The sequence below is a fragment of the Streptomyces sp. 796.1 genome (assembly GCF_047525675.1).
Classification (GTDB): domain Bacteria; phylum Actinomycetota; class Actinomycetes; order Streptomycetales; family Streptomycetaceae; genus Streptomyces.
Genome location: NZ_JBLIWA010000036.1, coordinates 35,818 through 58,806, shown reverse-complemented (window position 1 = coordinate 58,806; position 22,989 = coordinate 35,818). Strand labels below are relative to the sequence as shown.

Below are 22,989 nucleotides of genomic sequence, written 5' to 3'. Positions count from 1 at the left end.
CGGCTTAGCTGCCCCTCCCGGGCCCCCCTCCACCATGCAAACATTCTGTTCACAACAAACAGTTGACAGCGGCTTCATGCCAGTCGACCCTGGACGCATGTCAGCGTCCAGCGACTCGTCCGTCGCTCCCTTCACACCCACATCTCCCGAGCAGGCGCGAGCCGAGCGCGTCTATGCCTCCCTCTTCCGCATTGCCGAGCGTCACGCCGCCAGCGCCGAGCAGCGGCAGCGGCAGGCCCATCCGTCGATCATCGGCGCGCACGAGGCGATCCGGCTGGTCTCCTTCCTGCTCAGTGGGGCAGCGCTCCCCACGGAGGGCGAACCGGCGGTGGACCAGACCGACATCACGGCTGCCCTCACCCTCATGCCGCTGGCCCGCGGCGAGATGGACGAACTCGAAGTGGGCCTTCTCCAGATGGCGCGGGGGCGCGGCATGACCTGGCCCGAGATCGCCTTCGGCCTCGGACTCGGCACCCCCCAGGCCGCTCGGCAGCGCTACGAACGCCTCCTCTCGCGCACCGACACGGACATCGCGCCGGCTCCCGCACCTACGGATCCCGTCCCCAGCCCCCACACCGGCAGCGGTCCCGAATCAGAAGAAGCTGCCTCCCCCGGCAAGACGTCCACAGCCCCACACCCCAAGACCGAACAGATCGCAACGCCCACAGAACCAGACACCAGGCCGGACCCCGCATAACAACACCCCCCCACGGCCCCCGGCCCCCCACCCAGCCCCCAGAACCCCAACCCTCAGCCCAGCTCCTTCGCCCCGTAACGGGCCGCTGGCGCCCCCGTGGCCAGTGCCCAGTAGCGGTCTCCGTACGACCAGTGCCACCACTCCGTCGGGTAGTTGACCAGGCCCGCAGTGGCGAGTGCGGTGCTCAGGATGTCGCGGTGGGCGCGGGCCTCTGTGGTGATGTTGTCCGCCTCGGTGTAGCAGGCGCCGGCGCTCTCCTCGGGTGTCGCGTTCATCCGGGTGCCCAGGTCGAGTTCGCGTCCGGTGTCGTCGGCGAGGGTCAGGTCAACGGCAGCGCCGGCGCTGTGCGGCGCTATGTCGGGCGGTGAGACATAGCGGCTGGCCGCGGAGTGGAGTTGGGCGGCGGTCCAGTCGGGGTGCTCGGCGCGGAGTTCGCCGGAGTACTCGTCGAAGTACTGACGCTGAAGGGCTGGCGGGCGGTACCCCTCGACGAACAGCAGTCGCAGCCCCGGGGGGAGTGCCTGTTGTGCGGTGCAGAGCCGGTCCAGCACGCCCGACCGCAGGTGAGCGAAGGCGCTGCCGGCGTCCTGCCCCTTGCGCTCGTCAACGAGGAGGGGCGTGCCGCGCCGTACGTCCACCAGCGGTTCACCGCACTCCTCGACCGGCACGGCGGCCACCTGCGGATCGGACATCAAGACGATTTCAGTCATGGTGCGGTCATCCCCAACCCCCCACCTCACCCAACCTCCACCAAAACCCGCGGCGCCAGGGCCCGAAGGAAATCGGCCGCATCGAAGAGAGCACCGGCCGAGGCGACGCCCAGCGCCTTGGACCTGCCGGTGAGGATGCGGTCAACCGCCTCCACGACCAAGGGCGCGGTGACGGCGTAGATGTCCTGCCCCTGGGCCACGGCGCGCCGTTCGACGTCGCCGGCGCGGACCCGGACGTCGACCAGGAAGGTCTGCGCGGACCTGCCCTGTTCGTCGACGGCGGCCGGAGTGGGCGTGTCGGGGCCCACGACGTCCCGCGCGGCCTCGGTCGTCATGTAGGTGCACACCTCGGGAATGGCCAGATGGCTCGGCACCGTGATGACGTCGGCCATCGTGAACTCGCCGATCACGTCCCTCGCCCCGAGTGGGGCGGGGAAGTTCCATTCCAGGGTGGGCAGTTCGCTCCGAACGTACTCCAATCGGCCCTTCGTGTACCTGACGCGTTGGCCGTTGCGCCGGTCCCTGGAGACCCGCCCGGCCGCCCGTGTCCCCTCCGTAGGGTGCCAACTGTTCAGCCCGTACGCGATGTGCGCCTCGTCCGCCCCGGTCCAGTCGCCCATCGCCGCCGTGGCGAGCAGGTCGCCGAGGCCACCGTAGAAGGCCATCGCGGGGACGACCGCCACCCCGGCGGCGCGGGCGGGCCCGTCGAAGTGCGCGAACGTGTCGGCGTTGGCCTCCACTTCGGCCGCCACGTCCAGGTACGGGATGCCGGCACGCAGCGCCGCCTCGATCACGGGCGCCGCCGTGCTCGCGAACGGGCCCGCGCAGTTGATCACGGCGGCCACGCCCGTCAGCGCCCGATCGAGCGCCGCCGGATCGTCGGCCGTCGCCGGGCGGACGTCCAGCCCGACGGCCCCGCCCCCCACCGGCCCGCCCAAGCCACCTGCACCATCCAGCCCACCCCCACCACTCGAACCATCCACCCCACCTGAGCCATTCACTCCGCCCGAGACACCCAAGCCACCCAAGTCACCTGAGCTACCTACTCCATCCGCCGCACCCCACACCCGCCCCAACGCCCCCGCCAGCGCCCGCAGCTTCTCCGCGTCCCGGCCGACCAACACCGGCCTGAAGCCGCGTTCGAGCAGTTCGGCCACTACGAACCGCCCCGTGTGTCCGTACGCCCCGACCACCGCGACCGGCTGCCCCGACCCCATGACTACCTCCCGTACTCGATTGATCGTTCACGTCATCCTGGCCAGCACCGGCCCCCCGACGTGAGTGTCTGGAACGACCTGGCCCGTACAATTTCGGACATGAGCACTGTCGCGCTGGCCGTCACCGACGGGATGCTGCACCTCGAACTTTCGATGGCGTACGAGCTCTTCGGAGCTGCCCCGCCGCAGGTGGCAGACGATTGGTACGAGGTCGCGCTGTGCGGGCCCGCGGCCGTACGCGTCGGGCGGTTCCAGCTCGAACCCGACTGTGGGCTGGACCGGCTGCCGTTCGCCGACACCGTGATCGTCCCGGCCTGGGCGGACGTGGACGTGCCGCCGCCGGATGAGCTGATCGCGGCCGTGCGTGCGGCGCACGCGGCCGGCGCGCGGGTGGCTTCCCTGTGCACCGGCGCGTTCGTCCTGGCCGCCGCCGGCCTGCTGGACGGCCTGCGGGCCACCACGCACTGGGCGCACACCGCGGAGTTGGCCGCCCGCTACCCGCGGGTCGAGGTCGACGCCGACGTGCTGTACGTGGACAACGGCAGCGTTCTCACCTCCGCGGGCAAGGCCGCCGCCCTGGACCTGTGCCTCCATCTGGTTCGGCTGGACCGCGGTTCGGCGGTCGCCAACATCGCGGCCCGGCGGCTGGTCGTACCGCCGCTCCGGGCCGGCGGCCAGGCCCAGTTCGTCACGGCCCCGGTGCCCGAGCAGGGCGATCATCCGCTCGGTGCGCTGCTTCCGTGGGTGCTCGAACGGCTTGATGAGCCGCTGACCGTGGAGGATCTGGCCCGGCGGGCGGGGTTGAGCGCGCGTCACCTGGGCCGCCAGTTCCGGGCGGCGACCGGCACCACACCGTTGCAGTGGCTGCACACCCAGCGCATCCGGCGCGCCCAGGAGCTGCTGGAGAAGACCGACGACAGCATCGACGCCATCGCCGCGGCCACCGGCATGGGCACCGCGACCACCCTGCGCCGCCATTTCCACCGCGCGCTCGGCGTCCCCCCGCACGCCTACCGCCGCACCTTCCGGCACGGCCAGAGCGCCGGCTGACCCGAGGTCCGCTGTCCGGCCCGTACCAGTGTCCTGTCCGCACCCGCGCCCCAGGGCCGCCCCGTACACCCCCGGTGACCTGCGGTGAGACCGTCAGTCGGAGCGGATAGCCCGGATCATTCCCGTCCCGAGGGGTGGTCTTTCCGCAGCGCAGACGCAAGACTCCGACGGTGACTTCGAACTCTCCTCGCCCCGCCAACCCCGCAGATCCCGAGCTGTATCCGGACCTCGCGGCTGCGGGCAGTCTCGCCGAAGCCCTGGAGTCGGCGGCTGCCGAGCAGGGCCTCGACCTGGGCGCGATCCAGCGCAACGACTCGGAACCCCTGCGCTCCGCCGGGGTCACCAGCACCGACGCCGACCGGGCCCCGTGCTGGGTCTTCGTCGGTGTGAAGAGCCGCTGGTTCAGCATCAACGGCTGGTCGCAGGGGATCGAACTGCTCACCGGTACGACGTCCGACTTGGCGGAAGTGGCCCGGGCGGCGGCGGGTTGGCGCAGCGGCGTCGGGCTGGGCGAGATCCAGCGGGTCGCACCGTTCATCAAGGTGAGCGAGTTGGTCGCGGCCCACGAGGTGGGTCCGGCCGAGGCGGTGTCCGTGCAGTGGGGGCTGCTGTGCGACGACCTCCGCCGGCAGGCTGGTCGCCTGGAACCCGCGCGGCAGACGCTCGCGCTCGCCGAGGTGGCGGCCGAGGAGCCGAAGCTGCGGCAGTTGTACCCGTTCACCAGCCACTGGTCGCTGCACTTCAGCACCTGCACCGGTTTTCCGTACGCCTGGGACGTGCCGTTCGTCGACCTGTTGAAGGACGGGCGCTACCGGGTCTGCGGCCCCGCGCGGGGCACGGTCGTCGGGGAGGCGGACACCGCCGAGCAGGCGATAGCCCTGGTGCTCGCCGGCCTACCGGCCGACTGCGGCCCCGCCGTCGCAGGCACCGCGGGCGACCTGGCCCAGCCCGACCCGGCCTGACCGAAGCCTGCTGTCATCGGCAACGAAGCGGCAGCTCATTCTTCGCACCGACCGGCTCAGCGGGCGGAAGTTCTCCCACCCGTACCCGTGCACCGTTCCGCCAACGTGTCAGATCACCAGGCCACCAACGCCACGCCCAAGCAGATCAGGGCCGAGCCGAGCAGCCGGTTCAAGATCGCCTGACTGCGCAGCATGACCGCCCGCAGCCGTCGGTTGGAGAAGCAAAGGGCGGCCAGACCGAACCACACCCCATGGATCAACGACATGAACAGCCCGTATCCGATCCGCTGGGGCACCCCCGTGTCCGGGCCGACGACCTGGGTGAACACGCTGAGGACGAACAGCATCGTCTTCGGATTGAAGGCGTTGGTCAGGAATCCGGTGCGCAACGCGTCCAACCGGGAGGTACGTGGCCCCTGTTCGGCGTCGACGTCGGCCGTGACACGGGCCGTGAAGGTGCGATAGCCGAGGTAGACGAGGTATCCGGCGCCGCACAGCTTGATGACGGTGAACAACTGTGGCGACCGGGAGACGAGGAGGCTCGCGCCCAGCATGGTGTAGGTGACGTGGACGAGCACGCCCAGAGCAACTCCGGCGGCGGACAACAGCCCGTAGATCCGGCCGTAGAGGTAGCTGTTGCGCACGATCATCGCGAAGTCGGCACCGGGGCTTATGACCGCCAGTACGGTGATGGCCGCGACGGCCAGCAGCTCGGTCACACCCGCTCCAGAGGGGTGTCGTCATCCGTGACGTCCCGCGGCCCACGCTCCGAAGGCCGAGGCAGCCCACCACCAGCGGCAGCCGCGGGGGCGGGGGGCCACATCCGCAGGGCCCGGAGCAGGGGGCTGGCGACGACGGTCGTCAGCAGGGCCATCAGGACCATCATGGTGAACATCTGGTCGCTGATGAGCCCCAGCTCACGGCCGATGTCCAGGATGACGATCTCCGTCAGGCCACGGGTGTTCATCAGCGTCCCAAAGGCCCCGGCCTCACGCCAGCTCATGCCCGACAACCGGGCCGGGAGCGCAGCTCCAGCGAACTTGCCGACCATGGCGACCGCAACGATCAGCAACAGCGCCAGCAGCCCCGCCCAACCGAGCGCACCGACATCGACCGATAGCCCGGTGATGACGAAGAAGACCGGTAGGAACAGAGCTGAGACCTTCTCCAGGGAGACCGCCACCTGTCCGAGCTGCCCTGGCAGGGCGTCCCGCGGCATGACCATCCCGAACACGAAGGCGCCGAAGATGGCGTGGATGCCGATCCATGAGGTCGCGCAGGACGAGAGGAAGACCCCGGACACGACCAGGGTCGTCAACATGCCGTGGTCGCCGTCCCGGCTGAGGCGGGTGACCACCCGGTGCGCCAGTGGCCGCACGGCCAGGAACATCACCAGGCCGTACGCGACGCTCCAGGCGATGACGGAGGCGGATCGGCTGACGCCGCCGGTCTGGGCGACGGCCACGACCACGGCCAGCAGGCACCAGGCGAGGACGTCGCCCAGCGCAGCGCAGGCCATGGCCAGGGCGCCGACCCGAGTCCGGGACAGCCCGCCGTCTCGGATGATGCGTGCCAGTACGGGAAAGGCCGTGATGGAGAAGGCCGTTCCCAGGTAGAGGGCGAAGACACCGTGGCTGACGTCGCCGGTCCCGTACCGGCCGTAGAGCAGGGCCGCGGCGCCCGCACCGAGGGCGAAGGGCACGGCCAACGAAAGCCCCGCCATGGCGCTCACGGCTCTCCCCTTGCCGCGCAGCAGCGTGACGTCGAGCTCCATGCCTGCGAGGAACATGAAGAGCACCAGGCCGACCTGGGCGACGATCGACAGCATGGGCAGGGCCTCGCCCGGAAACAGCATTCCCGGAATGTCTCCGGGCAACAGACCGAGGACGCTGGGCCCGAGCATGAGGCCGACGGTGATCTCGCCGACGACCGGGGGCTGGCGCAGTCGCTTGCCGAGTTTCACCATCACGGTTCCCGCGAGGAGAACGAGGGCGATGTCCGCAAGGACTATGGATTCGATGGGTGGAGCGGCAGCCATGCTTTCTCACTCCCAAGGAAGTCCGGAACTGAGCTATACCTCCGCGACGGCGCGGTTCCGGTCCGGTCCTGACGGATCGATTCCCAGGTGCGTGGATACCGCCCCGGCCACCTCCGCGGCGTGGTCCGTCAGGTAGAAGTGGTCCCCGGCAAAGGACACTATTTCGCTGCTGGCCGTCGTGCTGAGTCGCCAGCGGTCGAGTTGCTCGGCGGTGAAGACGTCGTCGGTGCCGTGGCACACCACGATCCGGCTCTCGGTCACGGTATTGCGGTGCATCCGTACGAAGGAGTCGCACACCGAGAAGTCGGCGCGGAGCAGTTCGGCGGTGCGTTCTCGTAGCTGCTCGTGTTCGAGAATCTGCGGCGACAAACCACCGAACCGGGCGGCGGTGTCCAGAACCTCCTGATCGCCGGCTTCCCGCGGATCGCCGCCGAACAGCGGGGATGCGCCGAGAGGCCCGGCGTTGGCCGAGGCGAACAGCGTCCCGCAGTACGCGCCGCCCGAGATGCTCTCGAAATGCGAGGCGAGGAGCAGCCCGAGATACGCCCCCATGCTGTGTCCGAAGATCGAGAATTCCCCGGTGATTCCGGCTTCAGTTACCTGCCCGGCCAGATGCTCTACGGCTTCCAGCGCCGATACGGCCGGCTTCTCCCGCCACCTGCGTCCCCGCCCGGGAAGCTCCAGGGCATGGGCGTCGACTTGCTCAGGCAGTGCGCGGACGAGCGGATCGAAGACTTGCGCTGATCCGCCGGAATGATGGAGCAGAACCACCGGGAAAGTGCTCACGACATGTCCTCCAGGCTGGCTTTCGGTTCACGGTGTCTGGCGTCCAACCAGCGCCCTACGAGGGCGGCGAAGAGGATGATTCCTCCGCCGACCAGTTGAGCGGGACCAAGATGTTCGCCGAGCAGGACGACAGCGAAGACGGCAGCGAAGAACGGTTCGGTGGAGAGCACCAGCCCCACCCTGGTCGGGCTGGAGGCGCGTGCGGCGTGCAATTGGACGAGGAACGCGAAGGCCGTTCCCAGCACTCCCAGATACAGGATGACCAGCCAGGCCCCGACCGACAGTTGGCCGATGTCGTGCAGTGTCTCCACCGGTTGCGCGAGGGAGAGCAGCAGGCCGCCGGCGGCCACGACCCAGAGTTCGATCGCAGTGATCCGCAGCAGCGAGACGTCCTCCCCCTTGGCCCGGGAGGCGAAGAGCACGATCTGGCTCGCTCGGATCAGCGCCGCGGCCAGGATGATCAGGTCACCGCTACGGACCGACAGGCCCTGCTGGAAGGTGAGGAGCGCGCAGCCCGCCAGGGAGAGCAGCGCCAACAGGTAAATACTGCGGGCCACCCGACCCTTGAGGAACACCCGCTCGATGATGGGCACGAGCATGACGGACAGGGCGATCAGGAAGCCCGCATTGGACGCCAGGGTGTAGCGCACGCCGAGGGTTTCCAGAAAGAGAATCCCGAAGAGGAGTACTCCGAAGAGCACGCCGATCTTCCATTCGGTCCGGCTGGCGCTGCGCCACGTCCGGAGGGACATCAGGGTGATGCACAGGGCGCCGAGGGCGAAGCGAAGAAAGAGAAAGGCCGGTACGGACACGTAGTGGCCCACCCACTGCATGGCCACATAGGTCGATCCCCACACCACGGCCACGGCAAGCACGCCGAGGTCAACCGCCCAGGTATTCCGTCCGCGGGTGGATTCCTCCGTTGCAGCAGTACCGGTGCTTGCAACGAAGGACTCGCTGGCGACGTCAGGCGTGTCCAACCGTGTACCCCACTTTGAGAACACCGCCCTTGATCTTGAGGGACCTCAGCGAAAACCCGGTGAGCTGGCTCAGCGAGGCCACGTGCGTACCGCCACAGGGGTCCTCGGTCAGACCGTCGATGACCACGATTCGCTGGTCACCGCGGTCGGTCGCCGACACCTTGTGGTCGGCTTCGATGGCCAGGCGGGTACGCTCCTCGACCTTGGCCGCGAGCTGGTCCAGATCAGGCCGCTCGGCCCCCACCTCGAATTCGATACGGGCCTGGCCGGGAAAGTGGTTACTGACCTTGTGCGAGAACCCGAGCGCGCGGATGAATCCGTCCACCACATGGCCGCAGGTGTGCAGGGCGGCGTGCAGGCGGCGCAGCTCGGGATCGATGCTGCTGGTGACCTGCTCGCCGACCTGGAACTCGCGGGTGCTCGCGAGCCGGACGACATGGCCGCCTTCGCCGGGCACCTTGAAGGGGTGGGCCTGCGCCTCGGCGACCGTTCCCCGGTCGCTGGGCTGGCCGCCGCCCTGGGGATGGAAGATGTTCTCCTCCAGCTCCACCCAGGGCCCCTTGTCAGTCGTACCGGCGTCGGCCACTCGGCTCTCGACGGTGAAGTGGTAGGTGTCCTGTAGGTAGATGTGTCGTTGTGGCACCGGTTCCTCCGCGGTGGTACTGGGCTCTGCGCCCGGTGGCGGGGCGCAGCGCACACGCCCCACCACCGGCCTACGTGTTGTCAGAATCGGCGGGGGGTGAACACATAGCCCCGCCGGCTTTGTTCGGTGACCTTGTTGATCCCGTAGGTGTCCTGGCCGGAGACGAGAACCGCACCGTAGTTGTCGAGCGGGATGCCGCCACCGTATTCAGCCACTTGCTCGGTGTCGGGGTAGATCTGCACCTTGGTCGGCACATAGCGGGCAGCGAACCCCATGCGGTAGTCCTTCTTACTGCCGGTGTGCGGAAGGGAGGCGTGCATCAGGGTGGACCAGAAGATGACGCATTCACCCCGCTTCATCACCAGGGGGAAGGCCTGCGACTCGTCCGGCTTCCAGTTCGGATCCTTCTGAAGCTGCCGGTAGTCGTAGCCGAAGAATCCGCGCCTGATGCCCTCCTTCTCACGGGAGTTGATCGCGTTCGGATCGTAGTCCATGGCCCTGGACTCGTCGTAATTCATCTCCCGGTGGGTGCCCGGCATGAGCTGGAGGCAGCCGTTCTCCAGGGTGGAGTCCGTGAACGCGGTCCACACCGTGATCGTGCCGCCGAAGGGGATCTCACCGTCCTCGGCGGGCCACTTGATCTGCGGCTTCTTGCTGGCATTGGCGAAGGTGGCGGCCTGGTGCCAGTCGGTGCCCTCGTCGCCGGGGTACTTGGGGAAGAACTCGGTACGCCAGCAGAACACGTCGGGCCCGAGTATGGAGGCCACCCGGTCGACGATCTCCCGGTTCATGATGTGCTCGGAGAGCAGGTCGACGTCGAGGTGACGGTCGTAGTTCGAGATGTTCGTGCCGCCGCTGAGCGCGTCATCGGGGTAGATGGCCTTGGAGCGGTCGGGGAGTTGCCGCCGGATGGCGTCCCAGCGCTCCTCCATCTCCTCCGGCTCGAAGATCTTGACCGGGCCGATGAAGCCGTCCCGTTCGAACTTCGCGAGCTCCTCGGTGCTGAGTCGGAAGTCCTTTTCCTGACTGGTCGTCATCTGAACGATCCCTTCTCTGCTGTCACGGAGTTCCGTACGCGGGGTCGTGCGTGCGACGCTGCTCAGCCCTTGGTGACGCGGGAGGCCAGTTCGGCTGCGGCCGAGGCGAGGCTTCCTTCGAAGAGCGTCTTGAGGTCGTAGTCGGCACCGAAGGCGTCCTTGGCGCGCTGCCCCAGTTGCAGGGCGAGCATCGAATGGCCGCCCAGGTCAAGGAAGTTGTCCTCCGCGAGGACCTCGGGTTCCTCAAGGATCTCGGCGACCCACTCCAGCGTGCGGCGCTGGATTTCCGCCACGTCAAGTGCTGTGTGTGCTTCGGGCATCTCGCGTGTTCTCCTGTCGTTGCTCTTCCCAGATCCGGACCACGGCGGCCCGGTCGACCTTTCCGTTGACGGTTCGTGGCAGGCTCGGCAGCCGCTGATAGCTCGCGGGCTGCATGTAGGAGGGCAGTTGCTCCTTGACGTGGCGGCGCAGGGCTCGCGCGTCCGGCGATGCGGTTGCCGACTCCTCGCCCGCGACGAAGGCGCAGACCAGCCGCTCGTCACCGGGCTTGAACTCGCGTACCCACACCACGGCGTCGACGACACCGCGGTACGAGCGCACGGAGGCTTCGATGTCACTGAGCTCGATACGGTGGCCGCGCAGCTTGACCTGGAGGTCGGCACGGCCGTGGTAGATCAGGTCGCCCCGCTTCCGACGGCTTACGAGGTCGCCGGACCGGTAGTACCAGGACGGGCCGGGCTCGGCTCCCGCCGGCGCCGGAGCGTCGTCCCCGCTGCCCGAAGCCGGGATGCGAGGAAACCTTTCAGCGGTGAGCTCGGGTCGGTTCAGGTAGCCCTTGGCGACCTGTGGTCCCGCCAGCCACAGCTCTCCCGGCTCGTCGACACCGGCTTCCCGGCCGTCCTCCGTCACGACCCGCGCGGTGAACCCGGGCAGCGGACGACCGATGCACGAGACGTCCTCGTCCAGGTCTGCCTCCGCGTACTCGTGGAAGGTGGAGTGCACGGTGGTCTCGGTGATCCCGTACATATTGACCAGCCGCGGCTGGACCAGGCCGTAGCGCTTGGCCCAAGGTCGCAGCACCGGCGGCGTCAGCTTCTCCCCGCCGAAGACGACGTAGCGGAGGTCCGGCAGGTGTGCGCCCTGCCGCAGCGCCTCCGCTGCCACTGCACCGAACGCGGTCGGCGTCTGGTTCAGGACGGTGATCCGCCGGTCAGTGACGGCCTTGAGGGTCTCCTCGGGGGATCGAGTGGTCCAGTGCGGCAGGACCACCAGCCGGGCACCGGTGGACAGCGGCCCCCAGATCTCCCAGACGGAGAAGTCGAAGGCGATGGAGTGGAAGAGGAGCCACCGGTCGGAAGAGGTGAAGGTGAAAAGACCTGAAACGGCGGTGAGGAGGGCCACCACGCTGCTGTGCCGCACGGGCACGCCCTTGGGTCGCCCCGTCGTGCCAGAGGTGTAGATGATGTAGGCGACGTCATCCGGCCGCGGGCCTGGCGCGGTGCTGTCCGGCCCAGGAGCTCCACTTCGGCGGGCGCCGGAGACGGACTCCGGCTCACCGAGCTCCGCCACGAGCTGCTCCCCGATGACGGGTAACCCGGTCAGGGTGGAGCCATCCGGATCGCCGACGAACGCAACAGCACCACTGTCAGCGAGGATGAACTCGTTGCGGGAGGGTGGATTGCGCACGTCCAGCGGTACGTAGGCCGCGCCTGCCTTGAGGATTCCCAGCATGGCTGCGATGGCCTCGGCTCCGGGGGGCATCCGCAGGACGACGTAGTCGCCCCTGCCTACACCGATGCCTCGCAGCGCCGCACAGACGGCGTCCGACCATCCGTCGAGCTGGGAGTAGCTGACCGTACGCCCTTCCGCTTCGATAGCTGGGCCATCGTCCGATCGCGCGGCAGTAGATACGAAGAGATCCACGAGGGTAACGCCGGGACGTCCACGAGTTTGAGTGGCCGGTAATGGTGCATTGTGCGTCAACGTTCCTCCCCACATTGGATGTTGGAAAGGTATTGGCGATCAATGATGACCAACTACAACACTTCCACGCTGCGATCGCGCGTATGGCCGATTCCGGATGAAGTGATCTTCCTTACAGGTCGTGCCCCTCTGGTTTGAGTAGACGCATATACGAATGAGTGCAGGTCACGTGATGTACGGAAACCGCGCCAGTCGGGCCCATGGGCGCCCCATCGCATGTCTGTGACCCTGCACGCCTCGGGGAGGACACCTTTCGCGAGCCGACGGCGCTCCCTAGACCGCGGCCGGGGCCAGCACTACGCCGCCTGAACGATCATGACGAGGCGCAGTCTCATCGAGCTGTCACCCGAGGCTGCAAAGGGCAACGGTCAACGCGAAAGGGACATTTGAAATTCGGGCTTAAAGCCGCCCCGACTACGTCTGCGCCATATCCACAAAACGCGAGTAATGCCCCTGAAAGGCGACCGTGATCGTGGCCGTCGGGCCGTTTCGGTGCTTGGCGACGATCAGGTCCGCTTCGCCTGCTCTCGGCGACTCCTTCTCGTACGCGTCCTCACGGTGCAGCAGGATGACCATGTCGGCGTCCTGCTCGATCGATCCCGACTCTCGAAGGTCGGAGACCATCGGCTTCTTGTCCGTACGTTGCTCGGGACCACGGTTGAGCTGGGACAGGGCGATCACCGGGACCTCCAGCTCCTTGGCCAGCAGCTTGAGGTTACGGGACATGTCCGAGACCTCCTGCTGACGGCTCTCGGGGCGGCGGGCGCCGCCGGACTGCATCAGTTGGAGGTAGTCGATGACCACGAGCTGGAGGTCGTTGCGCTGCTTGAGGCGGCGGCACTTGGCACGGATCTCCATCATCGACAGGTTCGGGGAGTCGTCGATGTACAGCGGCGCTGCGGTCACCTCGGGCATCCGGCGCGCGAGTCGCGTCCAGTCGTCGTCCGTCATGCTGCCCGACCGCATGTGGTGCAGCGCCACCCGCGCCTCGGCCGACAACAGACGCATGGCGATCTCGTTGCGACCCATTTCCAGCGAGAAGATGACACTGGGCAGATTGCCCTTGATCGAACATGCCCGTGCGAAGTCCAGGGCCAGGGTGCTCTTACCCATCGCGGGACGCGCCGCGATGACGATCATCTGTCCCGGGTGCAGGCCGTTGGTGAGCGAGTCCAGGTCCGTGAAGCCGGTCGGTACGCCCGACATCTGGCCGCTGCGCGAGCCGATGGCCTCGATCTCGTCGAGCGCGCCCTCCATGATGTCGCCGAGCGGCAGGTAGTCCTCGCTGGTGCGCTGCTCGGTGACGGCGTAGATCTCGGCCTGGGCGCTGTTGACGATCTCGTCGACGTCGCCGTCGGCCGCGTATCCCATCTGGGTGATGCGGGTGCCGGCCTCCACCAGGCGGCGCAGCACGGCCCGCTCGTGGACGATCTCCGCGTAGTACTCCGCATTGGCCGCGGTGGGGACCGACTGGACGAGGGTGTGCAGATACGAGGCGCCGCCGACCTTGGTGATCTCGCCGCGCTTGGTGAGCTCGGCGCCGACCGTGATCGGGTCGGCCGGCTCACCCTTGGCGTACAGGTCGAGAATGGCCTGGTAGATGGTCTCATGCGCGGGTCGGTAGAAGTCGTGGCCCTTGAGGACCTCGACCACGTCGGCGATGGCGTCCTTGGAGAGCAGCATGCCGCCGAGCACGGACTGTTCGGCGTCCAGGTCCTGCGGGGGGACGCGCTCGAAGCCCGAGCCCTCCCAGCCGCCGCCGTCGCGCTCCCGGTCGTGCTGGTCCTCGCGGCGTCCTTCGCCCCGACCGCCGCGGCCCTCGCCCCGGCGGGGGCGTGGTGCCGTGGGCAGCCGGTCACTGGGGCCAGGGTCGGGCCAGGGGTCGTCCATGGGCTCGGGCATGCTCACCCCGCCACCTCCTCCCGTCCGCGACGCGGACCCTCGCCGGTGCCCTTCCTTCTTACGGCACGGCTCTGACAAAAGGACGTCCGACTCCGCTTACGGCGCGTCGAGTTCGAGGTTCGTCATGCCAAAAGAGGCGGCGGGCGCCGGACCACGGTAGGCCCGCAAAAGCCGTCCGCCAATCTGGTTATCCACAGGCCATGTGGATGACGGGGGCCATCCTGTGGAGAACTCCCGAAAAGCTGTGCATGGCGCGGGGGACAGCGCTGTGGACAAGCTCTCACGTTCCGCGCTTCCACCTCGCTGACCTGCACTTTCCTCATGACGGGGCTGTGCAGAAGAAAAACTTCCCCGCTCGACCGAAGATCGCGACAAACGGCGCAGAGGACACCACGCAGAGCGACCCCAAGTAAGGACTGCGACTGCATTGCATCTCTTACCTGTGGACGATTAGATTGGGACGCATGATCCAGGCCACCGCGAAGGACCGGCGCACGCGCAGCCGCCACGACCGAGAGATCATCGCGCTCGCCGTTCCGGCCTTCGGCGCCCTCATCGCCGAGCCCCTCTTCGTGATGGTGGACAGTGCCATTGTCGGTCACCTCGGCACCCCCCAGCTCGCCGGACTCGGCGTCGCCGCCGCCCTCCTGCTCACCGGCGTGAACGTCTTCGTCTTCCTCGCCTACGCCACCACGGCGGCCGTCGCCCGCCGGGTCGGCGCCGGCGATCTCCCCGGCGCCATCAGGCAGGGCATGGACGGCATCTGGCTCGCCCTCCTCATCGGCCTCACCGTGATCGCCGTGGTCCTCCCCACGGCGCCCGCCCTCGTCGACCTCTTCGGCGCCTCCGGCACCGCCGCTCCGCACGCCCTCACCTATCTGCGGATCAGCGCCCTCGGCATCCCGGCCATGCTCATCGTGCTCGCCGCCACCGGCGTGCTCCGCGGCCTCCAGGACACCCGTACCCCGCTCTACGTCGCCATCGGCGGCTTCACCGCCAATGCGGGGCTCAACGCCGCGCTGGTCTACGGCGCCGACCTCGGCATCGCCGGTTCCGCCTGGGGCACCGTCATCGCCCAGTGGGGCATGGCCGGCGCCTACCTCGTCGTGGTGGTCCGCGGCGCCAGGCGCCTCGGCGCCTCCCTCCGTCCCGACGCGGCCGGCATACGCGCCTGCGCCCAGGCCGGAGTGCCCCTCCTGGTCCGTACGCTCTCGCTGCGTACGGTCACCCTCATCGCCACCGGCGTCGCGGCCAACCTCGGCGACGCCGACGTCGCCGCCCACCAGATCATCCTCACCCTGTGGAGCCTGCTCGCCTTCGCGTTGGACGCCATCGCCATCGCCGGGCAAGCCATCATCGGCCGCTATCTGGGCGCCGGCGACAAGGAAGGAGCGCGGGCCGCCTGCCGGCGCATGGTCGAGTGGGGGATAGCCTCCGGCATCGTGCTCGGCCTCCTGGTCATCCTGGCCCGCCCGCTGTTCATCCCGCTCTTCACCACGGACCAGTCCGTACGCGACACGCTCCTCCCCGCCCTGCTGGTGGTCGCCGTGACCCAGCCCATCTCCGGGGTGGTGTACGTGCTCGACGGCGTGCTGATGGGCGCCGGCGACGGCCCCTACCTCGCCCTAGCCATGATCATCACCCTGGCGGTGTTCGCCCCCGTCGCCCTGCTCGTCCCGACGCTGGGCGGCGGCCTCACCGCGCTGTGGTGGGCGATGGGGCTGATGATGACCATGCGCATGGTGACCCTCTGGGTGCGCACCCGGTCGGGCCGCTGGCTGGTCACGGGAGCCACCCGCTGACGCGCGTTGAACCGGCCCGCCCGCCGCCCCTCTCGCCGCACCGCGCCCCTCGTACGCCACCGGCCTCGGGCCCGGCCCCGCGGCACTGTTTCACGTGAAACGGCGCCCTCGCCCGTACGGCCATCGCCGCGACGTACTGCCGTCACGCACCACCGCCACGAGTCGGTGCCACGAGTCGGTGCCGCCTCCCGACGCCTGCCGGTTCCGCTCCGCGCACGGCGGGTGTTTCACGTGAAACGAGGGCGAGCAGCTCGTGAAACGAGAACGGTCCCCCGCGGCACACCGCACCAACCCAGCCCCAGCCCCACACCCCGTACGACGAGCGCGCCGTTTCACGTGAAACGGCGCGGCGGAGTTCACGCCTTCGCCCGCGCCGGGCCACGACATGCAGAAAGGGCCGCATCCCGAAGGATGCGGCCCTTCCCTACCGCGCTACGTCTCCGCAGCGTGGCGGTGCACCTGTCGTCAGGCGGCGACGACCTCGACGCCGACCTTGGCCGAGACCTCGGCGTGCAGTCGCACGGACACCTGGTGCGCGCCCAGGGTCTTGACCGGGGTGCCCAGCTCGATGCGGCGCTTGTCCACATCGGGGCCACCGGCGGACTTGATCGCCGAGGCGATGTCGGCCGGGGTCACCGAGCCGAACAGCCGGCCGCCCTCGCCGGCACGGGTCGCGAGCTGAACCTTGAGGTTCTCAAGCTGCGCCTTGATCTCGTTCGCCTGCTCGATCGTGGCGATCTCGCGGATGCGACGACCGCGGCGGATCTGCTCGACGTCCTTCTCGCCACCCTTGGTCCAGCGGATCGCGAGACCGCGCGGAACCAGGTAGTTGCGAGCGTAGCCGTCCTTGACGTCCACGACGTCGCCCGCGGTGCCGAGGCCGGTGACCTCGTGGGTGAGGATGATCTTCATGAGTCGGTCACCCTTCCCTTATCGCGCGGACGAGGTGTAGGGCAGCAGCGCCATCTCACGGCTGTTCTTCACAGCCGTGGCGACGTCACGCTGGTGCTGCGTGCAGTTGCCGGTCACGCGACGGGCACGGATCTTGCCGCGGTCGGAGATGAACTTCCGCAGCATGTTCGTGTCCTTGTAGTCCACGTACGCGGTCTTGTCCTTGCAGAACGCGCAGACCTTCTTCTTCGGCTTGCGCGGAGGCGGCTTCGCCATGGTGTTTCTCCTGTGTGATCAAGAAGGGTGTGATCGCCCTCCAGAGCCGTGGCTCTAGAAGGGCGGCTCGTCCGAGTAGCCGCCGCCCTGCTGGCCGCCGCCGGAGCCACCGCCCCAGCCGCCGCCACCCTGCTGGCCACCGCCAGCCGGAGCACTGGTCGCCCAGGGGTCGTCGGCGGGAGCCCCGCCGCCCTGCTGGCCACCGCCGGAGCCACCGCCCCAGCCGCCGCCACCACCCTGCTGGCCACCGCCACCGCCGAAGCCGCCACCCTGACCGCCCCGACCGGACGTCTTGGTGACCTTCGCCGTGGCGTTGCGCAGGCTGGCGCCGACCTCTTCGACGTCGAGCTCGTAGACCGTGCGCTTGACGCCCTCGCGGTCCTCGTAGGACCGCTGCTTCAGCCGGCCCTGCACGATGACGCGCATGCCGCGCTGGAGCGACTCGGCGACGTTCTCCGCTGCCTGCCGCCAGACCGAGCAGGTGAGGAAGAGGCTTTCGCCGTCCTTCCACTCGTTGGTCTGTCGATCGAAGGTGCGGGGAGTGGACGCGACACGGAACTTCGCGACCGCCGCGCCGGACGGGGTGAAGCGCAGCTCGGGGTCGTCAACAAGATTGCCGACGACCGTGATGACGGTCTCGCCTGCCATTGGATGAACCTCTCGGCGGGTGTGCTGCTGGCTGCTGTGCTACTCGGGACACGGCCCGAGAGCCGCTGAACGCTGACGCGATCAGTGGGTCTCGGGACGGAGGACCTTGGTCCGGAGGACCGACTCGTTCAGGTTCATCTGGCGGTCGAGCTCCTTGACGACCGCAGGCTCGGCCTGGAGGTCGATGACCGAGTAGATGCCCTCGGGCTTCTTCTTGATCTCGTACGAGAGACGACGACGGCCCCAGGTGTCGACCTTCTCGACCTTGCCGTTGTTCGAGCGAACGACGGAGAGGAAGTTCTCGATCAGGGGGGCGACAGCGCGCTCCTCAAGATCGGGGTCGAGGATGACCATCACCTCGTAGTGACGCATGTGGAACCCACCTCCTTTGGACTCAGCGGCCACGGTCGTTCCGTGGCAGGAGGGTCGTGATGCGTAGCGCCGGATGCGTCCCCGGACCTCGTCCTCGGACCTCACCCGCAGACCCGGTGATCAGGACTGGGAGGAGTGTGGCCCTCGAACGGCTCTGGGCAGACACCGGCGCAGACCGTACAGACTACCCGGGACGGTGCTTGCGGTTGAAATCCAGCCGGACCTGCCCGCAATCTGGAGACCAAGAGTGTGAGCGGCGTTACTCCTCGCCGCCCCGCGTCCTCGCAGGACCGGAGGTCTCCCATGGCTCAGGCAGCCCGTTCCCCGCACGGCGTTCTCTCCCTCCTCGATACCGACGGCAAGCCACACCCGGTCGAGAACACCTTCGCCGCGGCCACCCTCGTACTCGGCGTGGTGGCTTTCGTCACAGCCATGTTTCACCATCTCCACCTGGTCAGCTCCTGGACCGGGTTGGTCGGTGTCCTCACCGGTGCCTGGGGACAGTTCATCTCGGCGACCACGGCCGAGCGGTTCGTCCTGATCATCGGTCTCGGCGCGTCCGCCATGGGGCTCTTCCTCGGCATGGCGCACGGCGGCCTCTTCGGCGGCGTACTGGGGTGATGCGCACCGCCGTTCGGCCCTCCCGGTGCCGTGGGCGCCCGGGGCGCCGGCGGTGCCACCCCCCGGACGGCGGTCCGGTGCGGGCGACGTCCGGAGCCCCCCGCACCGGCCGTACCGCCACCGCTTCCTCGGGCCCGGGCCCTGCGGCGTGACCGCCGGGCCCGCAGGGCATCCATCGCCGTAGGCCCAGCCTCTGGTGCACCCTCTCGCAGTAGGCTTCGCCGCGAGAGCCGGAGCCCCGACACTGGGGACACACCTGCCCGAGGAGCGCCCCGCAATGAGCCTGACCCTGAGGACCATCAGCCGCGAGCAACATCTGGCGTACATCCAGAGCCTGCCGTCGGCGAGCCACATGCAGGTCCCGGCGTGGGCGGACGTCAAGACCGAATGGCGCTCGGAGAGCCTCGGCTGGTTCGACAGCACGGGCCAGATGGTCGGTGCCGGCCTGGTTCTCTACCGCCAGCTCCCCAAGATCAAGCGCTATCTGGCGTACCTCCCCGAGGGCCCGGTGCTCAACTGGTACGCGCCGAACCTGGAGGACTGGCTGCGGCCGATGCTCGCGCACCTCAAGCGGCAGGGCGCGTTCTCGGTGAAGATGGGCCCGCCCGTGATCATCCGGCGCTGGGACGCCGCCGCGATCAAGGCCGGCATCCAGAACCCGGACGTGAAGCGGCTGCGGGACATCGAGGCCACCCACATCGAGCCGCGTGCCTTCGAGGTCGCCGACCGGCTGCGGAAGATGGGCTGGCAGCAGGGCGAGGACGGCGGCGCCGGCTTCGGTGACGTACAGCCGCGGTACGTGTTCCAGGTGCCGCTGGAGAACCGCTCGCTGGAATCCGTCCACAAGGGCTTCAACCAGTTGTGGCGACGCAACATCAAGAAGGCCGAGAAGGCCGGCGTCGAGGTCGTCCAGGGCGGCTACGAGCACCTCGGCGAGTGGCAGCGGCTGTACGAGATCACCGCCGAGCGCGACCACTTCCGCCCGCGGCCCCTCAGCTACTTCCAGCGCATGTGGACGACGCTGAACTCCGAGGACCCCAACCGGATGCGGCTGTACTTCGCCATGCACGAGGGCGAGGCGGTGGCCGCCGCCACCATGCTGATCGTGGGCGGGCACGTCTGGTACTCCTACGGCGCATCGGCCAACCACAAGCGCGAGGTCCGGCCCTCCAACGCGATGCAGTGGCGCATGCTGCGCGACGCCTACGCGCTCGGCGCCAGCGTCTACGACCTGCGCGGCATCAGCGACTCGCTGGACGAGAACGACCACCTCTTCGGCCTGATCCAGTTCAAGGTCGGCACCGGCGGCCAGGCCGCGGAGTACCTGGGCGAGTGGGACTTCCCGCTGAACAAGCTGCTGCACAAGGCGCTCGACATGTATATGTCCCGCCGCTAGCGCCGGGCCCAGGGCCGGCGCCGACCGCCGCGCGGCCCCCGCACCGACCGCCGCCCCACCGACCGCGCCGGGACCGCCCGGCACCGTACCGATCACGACTGCACCCCGAGCCGACTGACGAGAAAGGTCTCCCCCCAGCCATGGCGCTCACCCTCTACGTCGACACCGCGCGTTGGCGGGCCCACCAGCAGAGCGTCCTCCAGCAGTTCCCCGGCATGGTCCCGGTCTGCAAGGGCAACGGCTACGGCTTCGGCCACGACCGGCTGGCCGAGGAGACCACCCGCATGGGCTCCGACATCCTCGCCGTGGGCACCACCTACGAGGCCGCGCGCATGAAGGACTCCTTCAGCGGCGACCTGCTGGTGCTCACCCCGTTCCGGCGCGGCGAGGAACCGGTGCCGCTGCCCGACCGCGTCATCCGCTCGGTCTCCTCGGTCGACGGCGTGTACGGGCTGGTCAACGCCCGCGTCATGATCGAGGTCATGAGCAGCATGAAGCGGCACGGGGTCACCGAGGAGGACCTGCCGAAGCTGCACGCGGCGATCGAGAACGTACGGCTCGAAGGGTTCGCCATCCACCTCCCGCTGGACCGCACCGACGGTTCGGACGCGGTGGAGGAGGTCATCGCGTGGATGGACCGGCTGCGGGCGGCACGACTGCCGCTGCACACCATGTTCGTGAGCCACCTGAAGTCCGATGAGCTCGCCCGGCTCCAGCAGCAGTTCCCGCAGACCCGCTTCCGCGCCCGGATCGGCACCCGGCTCTGGCTGGGCGACCACGACGCGACGGAGTACCGCGGTTCGGTCCTCGACGTCACCCGGGTCGCCAAGGGCGACCGGTTCGGCTACCGCCAGCAGAAGACCGCGGGCGACGGCTACCTGGTCGTCGTCGCCGGCGGCACCTCGCACGGCGTCGGCCTGGAGGCCCCCAAGGCGCTGCACGGCATGATGCCGCGCGCCAAGGGCGTGGCCCGGGCCGGGCTCGCCACCGTCAACCGCAACCTGTCGCCCTTCACCTGGGCCGGCAAGCAGCGCTGGTTCGCGGAGCCGCCGCACATGCAGGTCTCGATCCTCTTCGTCCCCGGCGACGTGCCGGCGCCGCAGGTGGGCGACGAGCTGGTGGCCCACCTGCGGCACACCACCACCCAGTACGACCGGATTCTGGACCGCTGACCGCACTCTGACCGCCGGCCCCGGCCCCTCGGGAGTCCCCGGACTCTCGGGGGGCGTCCCAGCAGACGGGCCGGGGCGCCGCGGCTATTCGGGGCGGGTGCCGCCGTGCGTGCCCCGGCCCTCGGCGGCCCCCCACTGCACGTACCCGGCCTTCGACTCCTCCGCCGACCACTGGCTGCGGAGCGTGAACACGTCGGGGGCGTTGTCCAGGACGCCTCCCGACGGGTCGTCGGAGCCGTCGGCGCGTACGGGGTCGCGGTCGGGCCGCAGCGCGTCGCGGACGACCATCGCGCACAGGAAGAGCGTGCCGAGCAGGTGCACCACGATGGCCAACTGGTAGCCGTCGGTGGGCAGGCCCTGGTGCTTGTTGCCGCTGCCGGTGTACGCGAGGTACATCCAGATGCCGAGGAAGTAGGCGACCTCGGTGGCCTGCCAGATCAGGAAGTCGCGCCAGCGGGGCCTGGCCAGCACCGCCAGCGGCACCAGCCACAGCACGTACTGCGGCGAGTAGACCTTGTTGGTCAGGATGAACGCCGCGACCACCAGGAACGCGAGCTGCGCCAGCCGCGGACGGCGGGGCGCGCACAGCGCGAGGGCGGCGATGCCGGCGCAGGCGAAGAGCATCAGGACCGTGGCGTAGGTGTTGGCGTTGTCCAGGGGGTGGCCGGAGCGCTGCGAGATGATCAACCAGATGGAGCCGAAGTCGACGGGCCGTTCCTGGCTGAAGGTGTAGAACTTCTTCCAGCCCTCCCTGATGGCCAGGTCGCCCTGGTCGTTCTGGGTGAGCATGACCGGCAGGTTCACCACGAGCCAGGCCGCGACGGCGCCGGCAGTGGCGCTCCAGAAGGCCCGCCACTTCCCGGCCCGTAGGCAGAGCAGCAGCAGCGGGCCGAGCAGCAGTACGGGGTAGAGCTTGGCCGCGGTGGCGAGCCCCAGCAGCACGCCGGCGGCCAGCGGCCGGCTGCGGGACCACAGCAGCAGGGCGACGGCGGTCAGGGCGACCGCGAACAGGTCCCAGTTGATGGTGGCGGTCAGCGCGAACGCCGGTGCGAGGGCGACCAGCAGCGCGTCCCACGGCCGGCGGCGGTGGGTGCGGGCCACGCAGACGGCGATGACCACGGCGCAGACCATCAGCATCCCGGAGTTCACCAGCCAGTAGACCTGGGCCCGGTGCTGGTCACTGCCGCCGTGCGGGGTCAGCCAGGAGGCCACCTCCATGAACAGCCCGGTCAGGACCGGGTATTCGAGGTAGTCCATGCCGCCGGAGACGTCCTGCGGGATGCGGTCGAAGTACGGCACGAGGTCGATGGAGAAGCCGCGGCCACCGTACAGGTGGGGGATGTCGGAGTAGCAGGCGTGCGTGTACTGGCTGGTGGCGCCGAAGAACCAGCCGCCGTCGTAACAGGGCGCCTTCTGGGCCATGCCGAGCGCGAACATGCCGATGGCCACCAGCGCGATGATCCGCACCGGTGTCCACCAGTTGATGCCGGTCAGCGCCCGGCGCCCGAGCGGCCCGCCGATCAACTCGCTACCGGCGGCCGACACCTCGTCCTCGACGGTGGGCCGTACGGGGTTCCGGGCGGCGGTGTCGCTGCCGTGAGGGCCGTGGACGCTCGTCATGCCCTCATCCTGCCGTACGCGCTGCCGCGGGACAGCGACGGCCGGCATCGGACCGGTACCGGCCGCGGAGGGCAGCGGCACGGGCGGGGGCCGGATCTGGCGGGTGGGCTGGTGCGATGGTGCAACCGACGGGCTGGGCCGGCAGGTGGGCCGGGCCCGGTAGGCAGACCGGTCCAGCAGGTGAGC

22 protein-coding genes and 2 pseudogenes are annotated in these 22,989 nt (G+C 69.0%); 7 read left to right on the top strand and 17 right to left on the bottom strand.

All coding sequences use genetic code 11. From position 1 onward, the window contains the following. Window positions 1-76: 76 nt before the first annotated feature. Window positions 77-526: pseudogene (locus tag ACMA1D_RS23095) on the top strand (DNA-binding protein); the annotation flags it as partial. A 224-nt stretch (window positions 527-750) separates the two neighbouring features. Here the strand turns inward: ACMA1D_RS23095 and ACMA1D_RS23090 are convergent. From ACMA1D_RS23090 to ACMA1D_RS23080, 3 genes and pseudogenes are all read right to left on the bottom strand, one after another. Beyond that, window positions 751-1,407 (bottom strand): M15 family metallopeptidase, encoded by a 657-nt coding sequence (locus tag ACMA1D_RS23090; protein WP_414725916.1) that lies wholly within the window; start codon window positions 1,405-1,407, stop codon window positions 751-753. Window positions 1,408-1,433: 26 nt separating this feature from the next. Continuing rightward, complete coding sequence (locus ACMA1D_RS23085; RefSeq protein ID WP_414725933.1) at window positions 1,434-2,345, bottom strand: saccharopine dehydrogenase NADP-binding domain-containing protein; 912 nt, start codon at window positions 2,343-2,345, stop codon at window positions 1,434-1,436. 138 nt (window positions 2,346-2,483) lie between these two features. Then, window positions 2,484-2,624 (bottom strand): annotated as a pseudogene (locus ACMA1D_RS23080) (saccharopine dehydrogenase); the annotation flags it as partial. 99 nt (window positions 2,625-2,723) lie between these two features. Here ACMA1D_RS23080 and ACMA1D_RS23075 point away from each other — a divergent pair. Next, the gene (locus ACMA1D_RS23075; protein WP_414725915.1) at window positions 2,724-3,674 is read left to right on the top strand and encodes a helix-turn-helix domain-containing protein; all 951 of its coding nucleotides are present in this window, start codon (window positions 2,724-2,726) and stop codon (window positions 3,672-3,674) included. A 170-nt stretch (window positions 3,675-3,844) separates the two neighbouring features. Continuing rightward, window positions 3,845-4,636, top strand: coding sequence for a DUF6193 family natural product biosynthesis protein (locus ACMA1D_RS23070; RefSeq protein WP_414725914.1), 792 nt, complete (start codon window positions 3,845-3,847; stop codon window positions 4,634-4,636). A gap of 113 nt (window positions 4,637-4,749) precedes the next feature. Here the strand turns inward: ACMA1D_RS23070 and ACMA1D_RS23065 are convergent, their stop codons facing one another. From ACMA1D_RS23065 to dnaB, 9 genes are all read right to left on the bottom strand, one after another. Then, the gene (locus ACMA1D_RS23065) at window positions 4,750-5,355 is read right to left on the bottom strand and encodes a LysE family translocator (protein WP_414725913.1); all 606 of its coding nucleotides are present in this window, start codon (window positions 5,353-5,355) and stop codon (window positions 4,750-4,752) included. Further along, window positions 5,352-6,674 carry a cation:proton antiporter gene (locus ACMA1D_RS23060; RefSeq protein WP_414725912.1) on the bottom strand — a complete coding sequence of 441 codons (1,323 nt, stop codon included), beginning with the start codon at window positions 6,672-6,674 and terminating at the stop codon, window positions 5,352-5,354. Before ACMA1D_RS23060 ends, ACMA1D_RS23065 begins: the two co-directional genes overlap by 4 nt. A 33-nt stretch (window positions 6,675-6,707) precedes the next feature. Then, entirely contained in the window at window positions 6,708-7,460 is a 753-nt protein-coding gene (locus ACMA1D_RS23055) for a thioesterase II family protein (RefSeq protein WP_414725911.1), read from the bottom strand. Further along, entirely contained in the window at window positions 7,457-8,335 is an 879-nt protein-coding gene (locus ACMA1D_RS23050) for a DMT family transporter (RefSeq protein ID WP_414725910.1), read from the bottom strand. Before ACMA1D_RS23050 ends, ACMA1D_RS23055 begins: the two co-directional genes overlap by 4 nt. Window positions 8,336-8,426: 91 nt before the next feature. After that, on the bottom strand, window positions 8,427-9,083 hold the full coding sequence (locus ACMA1D_RS23045) for an alanyl-tRNA synthetase (protein WP_414725909.1): 657 nt from the start codon (window positions 9,081-9,083) through the stop codon (window positions 8,427-8,429). An 80-nt stretch (window positions 9,084-9,163) separates the two neighbouring features. Further along, window positions 9,164-10,120 (bottom strand): chlorinating enzyme, encoded by a 957-nt coding sequence (locus tag ACMA1D_RS23040; protein WP_414725908.1) that lies wholly within the window; start codon window positions 10,118-10,120, stop codon window positions 9,164-9,166. Between the two features lie 62 nt (window positions 10,121-10,182). Next, on the bottom strand, window positions 10,183-10,440 hold the full coding sequence (locus ACMA1D_RS23035) for a phosphopantetheine-binding protein (protein WP_414725907.1): 258 nt from the start codon (window positions 10,438-10,440) through the stop codon (window positions 10,183-10,185). Continuing rightward, complete coding sequence (locus tag ACMA1D_RS23030; protein WP_414725906.1) at window positions 10,415-12,043, bottom strand: amino acid adenylation domain-containing protein; 1,629 nt, start codon at window positions 12,041-12,043, stop codon at window positions 10,415-10,417. Before ACMA1D_RS23030 ends, ACMA1D_RS23035 begins: the two co-directional genes overlap by 26 nt. A gap of 474 nt (window positions 12,044-12,517) precedes the next feature. Continuing rightward, entirely contained in the window at window positions 12,518-14,011 is a 1,494-nt protein-coding gene (gene dnaB, locus ACMA1D_RS23025) for a replicative DNA helicase (RefSeq protein ID WP_349990465.1), read from the bottom strand. Window positions 14,012-14,469: 458 nt separating this feature from the next. Between dnaB and ACMA1D_RS23020 the strand changes: the two genes are divergently transcribed. Continuing rightward, window positions 14,470-15,807: an MATE family efflux transporter gene (locus ACMA1D_RS23020; protein WP_414725905.1), complete on the top strand. Its 1,338-nt coding sequence runs from the start codon at window positions 14,470-14,472 to the stop codon at window positions 15,805-15,807. A 465-nt stretch (window positions 15,808-16,272) separates the two neighbouring features. Here the strand turns inward: ACMA1D_RS23020 and rplI are convergent, their stop codons facing one another. The 4 genes from rplI to rpsF all read right to left on the bottom strand — a co-directional run bounded on the left by rplI (window position 16,273) and on the right by rpsF (window position 17,994). After that, window positions 16,273-16,719 carry a 50S ribosomal protein L9 gene (rplI, locus tag ACMA1D_RS23015; protein WP_349997278.1) on the bottom strand — a complete coding sequence of 149 codons (447 nt, stop codon included), beginning with the start codon at window positions 16,717-16,719 and terminating at the stop codon, window positions 16,273-16,275. A gap of 18 nt (window positions 16,720-16,737) precedes the next feature. Further along, window positions 16,738-16,974 carry a 30S ribosomal protein S18 gene (rpsR, locus tag ACMA1D_RS23010; protein ID WP_004950692.1) on the bottom strand — a complete coding sequence of 79 codons (237 nt, stop codon included), beginning with the start codon at window positions 16,972-16,974 and terminating at the stop codon, window positions 16,738-16,740. A 54-nt stretch (window positions 16,975-17,028) separates the two neighbouring features. Then, the gene (locus tag ACMA1D_RS23005) at window positions 17,029-17,622 is read right to left on the bottom strand and encodes a single-stranded DNA-binding protein (RefSeq protein WP_414725904.1); all 594 of its coding nucleotides are present in this window, start codon (window positions 17,620-17,622) and stop codon (window positions 17,029-17,031) included. A gap of 81 nt (window positions 17,623-17,703) precedes the next feature. Continuing rightward, the gene (gene rpsF / locus ACMA1D_RS23000) at window positions 17,704-17,994 is read right to left on the bottom strand and encodes a 30S ribosomal protein S6 (protein ID WP_349997276.1); all 291 of its coding nucleotides are present in this window, start codon (window positions 17,992-17,994) and stop codon (window positions 17,704-17,706) included. Between the two features lie 303 nt (window positions 17,995-18,297). On the opposite strand from rpsF, the gene ACMA1D_RS22995 reads away from it, so the two are divergent. The 3 genes from ACMA1D_RS22995 to ACMA1D_RS22985 all read left to right on the top strand — a co-directional run bounded on the left by ACMA1D_RS22995 (window position 18,298) and on the right by ACMA1D_RS22985 (window position 21,183). Next, on the top strand, window positions 18,298-18,615 hold the full coding sequence (locus ACMA1D_RS22995; RefSeq protein WP_414725903.1) for a hypothetical protein: 318 nt from the start codon (window positions 18,298-18,300) through the stop codon (window positions 18,613-18,615). Between the two features lie 277 nt (window positions 18,616-18,892). Next, window positions 18,893-20,011, top strand: a complete 1,119-nt coding sequence (locus tag ACMA1D_RS22990; protein ID WP_414725902.1) for a lipid II:glycine glycyltransferase FemX — start codon at window positions 18,893-18,895, stop codon at window positions 20,009-20,011. 140 nt (window positions 20,012-20,151) lie between these two features. Further along, entirely contained in the window at window positions 20,152-21,183 is a 1,032-nt protein-coding gene (locus ACMA1D_RS22985; RefSeq protein WP_414725901.1) for an alanine racemase, read from the top strand. Window positions 21,184-21,267: 84 nt separating this feature from the next. Here the strand turns inward: ACMA1D_RS22985 and ACMA1D_RS22980 are convergent, their stop codons facing one another. Continuing rightward, window positions 21,268-22,803 carry a glycosyltransferase family 87 protein gene (locus ACMA1D_RS22980; RefSeq protein WP_414725900.1) on the bottom strand — a complete coding sequence of 512 codons (1,536 nt, stop codon included), beginning with the start codon at window positions 22,801-22,803 and terminating at the stop codon, window positions 21,268-21,270. Window positions 22,804-22,989: the final 186 nt, after the last annotated feature.

Coding starts and splice junctions, on each gene's coding strand:
- ACMA1D_RS23090 (WP_414725916.1), bottom strand. CDS start 1,407: ATGACTGAAATCGTCTTGATGTCCGATCCGCAGGTGGCCGCCGTGCCG.
- ACMA1D_RS23075 (WP_414725915.1), top strand. CDS start 2,724: ATGAGCACTGTCGCGCTGGCCGTCACCGACGGGATGCTGCACCTCGAA.
- ACMA1D_RS23060 (WP_414725912.1), bottom strand. CDS start 6,674: ATGGCTGCCGCTCCACCCATCGAATCCATAGTCCTTGCGGACATCGCC.
- ACMA1D_RS23040 (WP_414725908.1), bottom strand. CDS start 10,120: ATGACGACCAGTCAGGAAAAGGACTTCCGACTCAGCACCGAGGAGCTC.
- ACMA1D_RS23035 (WP_414725907.1), bottom strand. CDS start 10,440: ATGCCCGAAGCACACACAGCACTTGACGTGGCGGAAATCCAGCGCCGC.
- ACMA1D_RS23020 (WP_414725905.1), top strand. CDS start 14,470: ATGATCCAGGCCACCGCGAAGGACCGGCGCACGCGCAGCCGCCACGAC.
- rplI (WP_349997278.1), bottom strand. CDS start 16,719: ATGAAGATCATCCTCACCCACGAGGTCACCGGCCTCGGCACCGCGGGC.
- rpsR (WP_004950692.1), bottom strand. CDS start 16,974: ATGGCGAAGCCGCCTCCGCGCAAGCCGAAGAAGAAGGTCTGCGCGTTC.
- ACMA1D_RS23005 (WP_414725904.1), bottom strand. CDS start 17,622: ATGGCAGGCGAGACCGTCATCACGGTCGTCGGCAATCTTGTTGACGAC.
- rpsF (WP_349997276.1), bottom strand. CDS start 17,994: ATGCGTCACTACGAGGTGATGGTCATCCTCGACCCCGATCTTGAGGAG.
- ACMA1D_RS22995 (WP_414725903.1), top strand. CDS start 18,298: ATGGCTCAGGCAGCCCGTTCCCCGCACGGCGTTCTCTCCCTCCTCGAT.
- ACMA1D_RS22990 (WP_414725902.1), top strand. CDS start 18,893: ATGAGCCTGACCCTGAGGACCATCAGCCGCGAGCAACATCTGGCGTAC.
- ACMA1D_RS22985 (WP_414725901.1), top strand. CDS start 20,152: ATGGCGCTCACCCTCTACGTCGACACCGCGCGTTGGCGGGCCCACCAG.
- ACMA1D_RS22980 (WP_414725900.1), bottom strand. CDS start 22,803: ATGACGAGCGTCCACGGCCCTCACGGCAGCGACACCGCCGCCCGGAAC.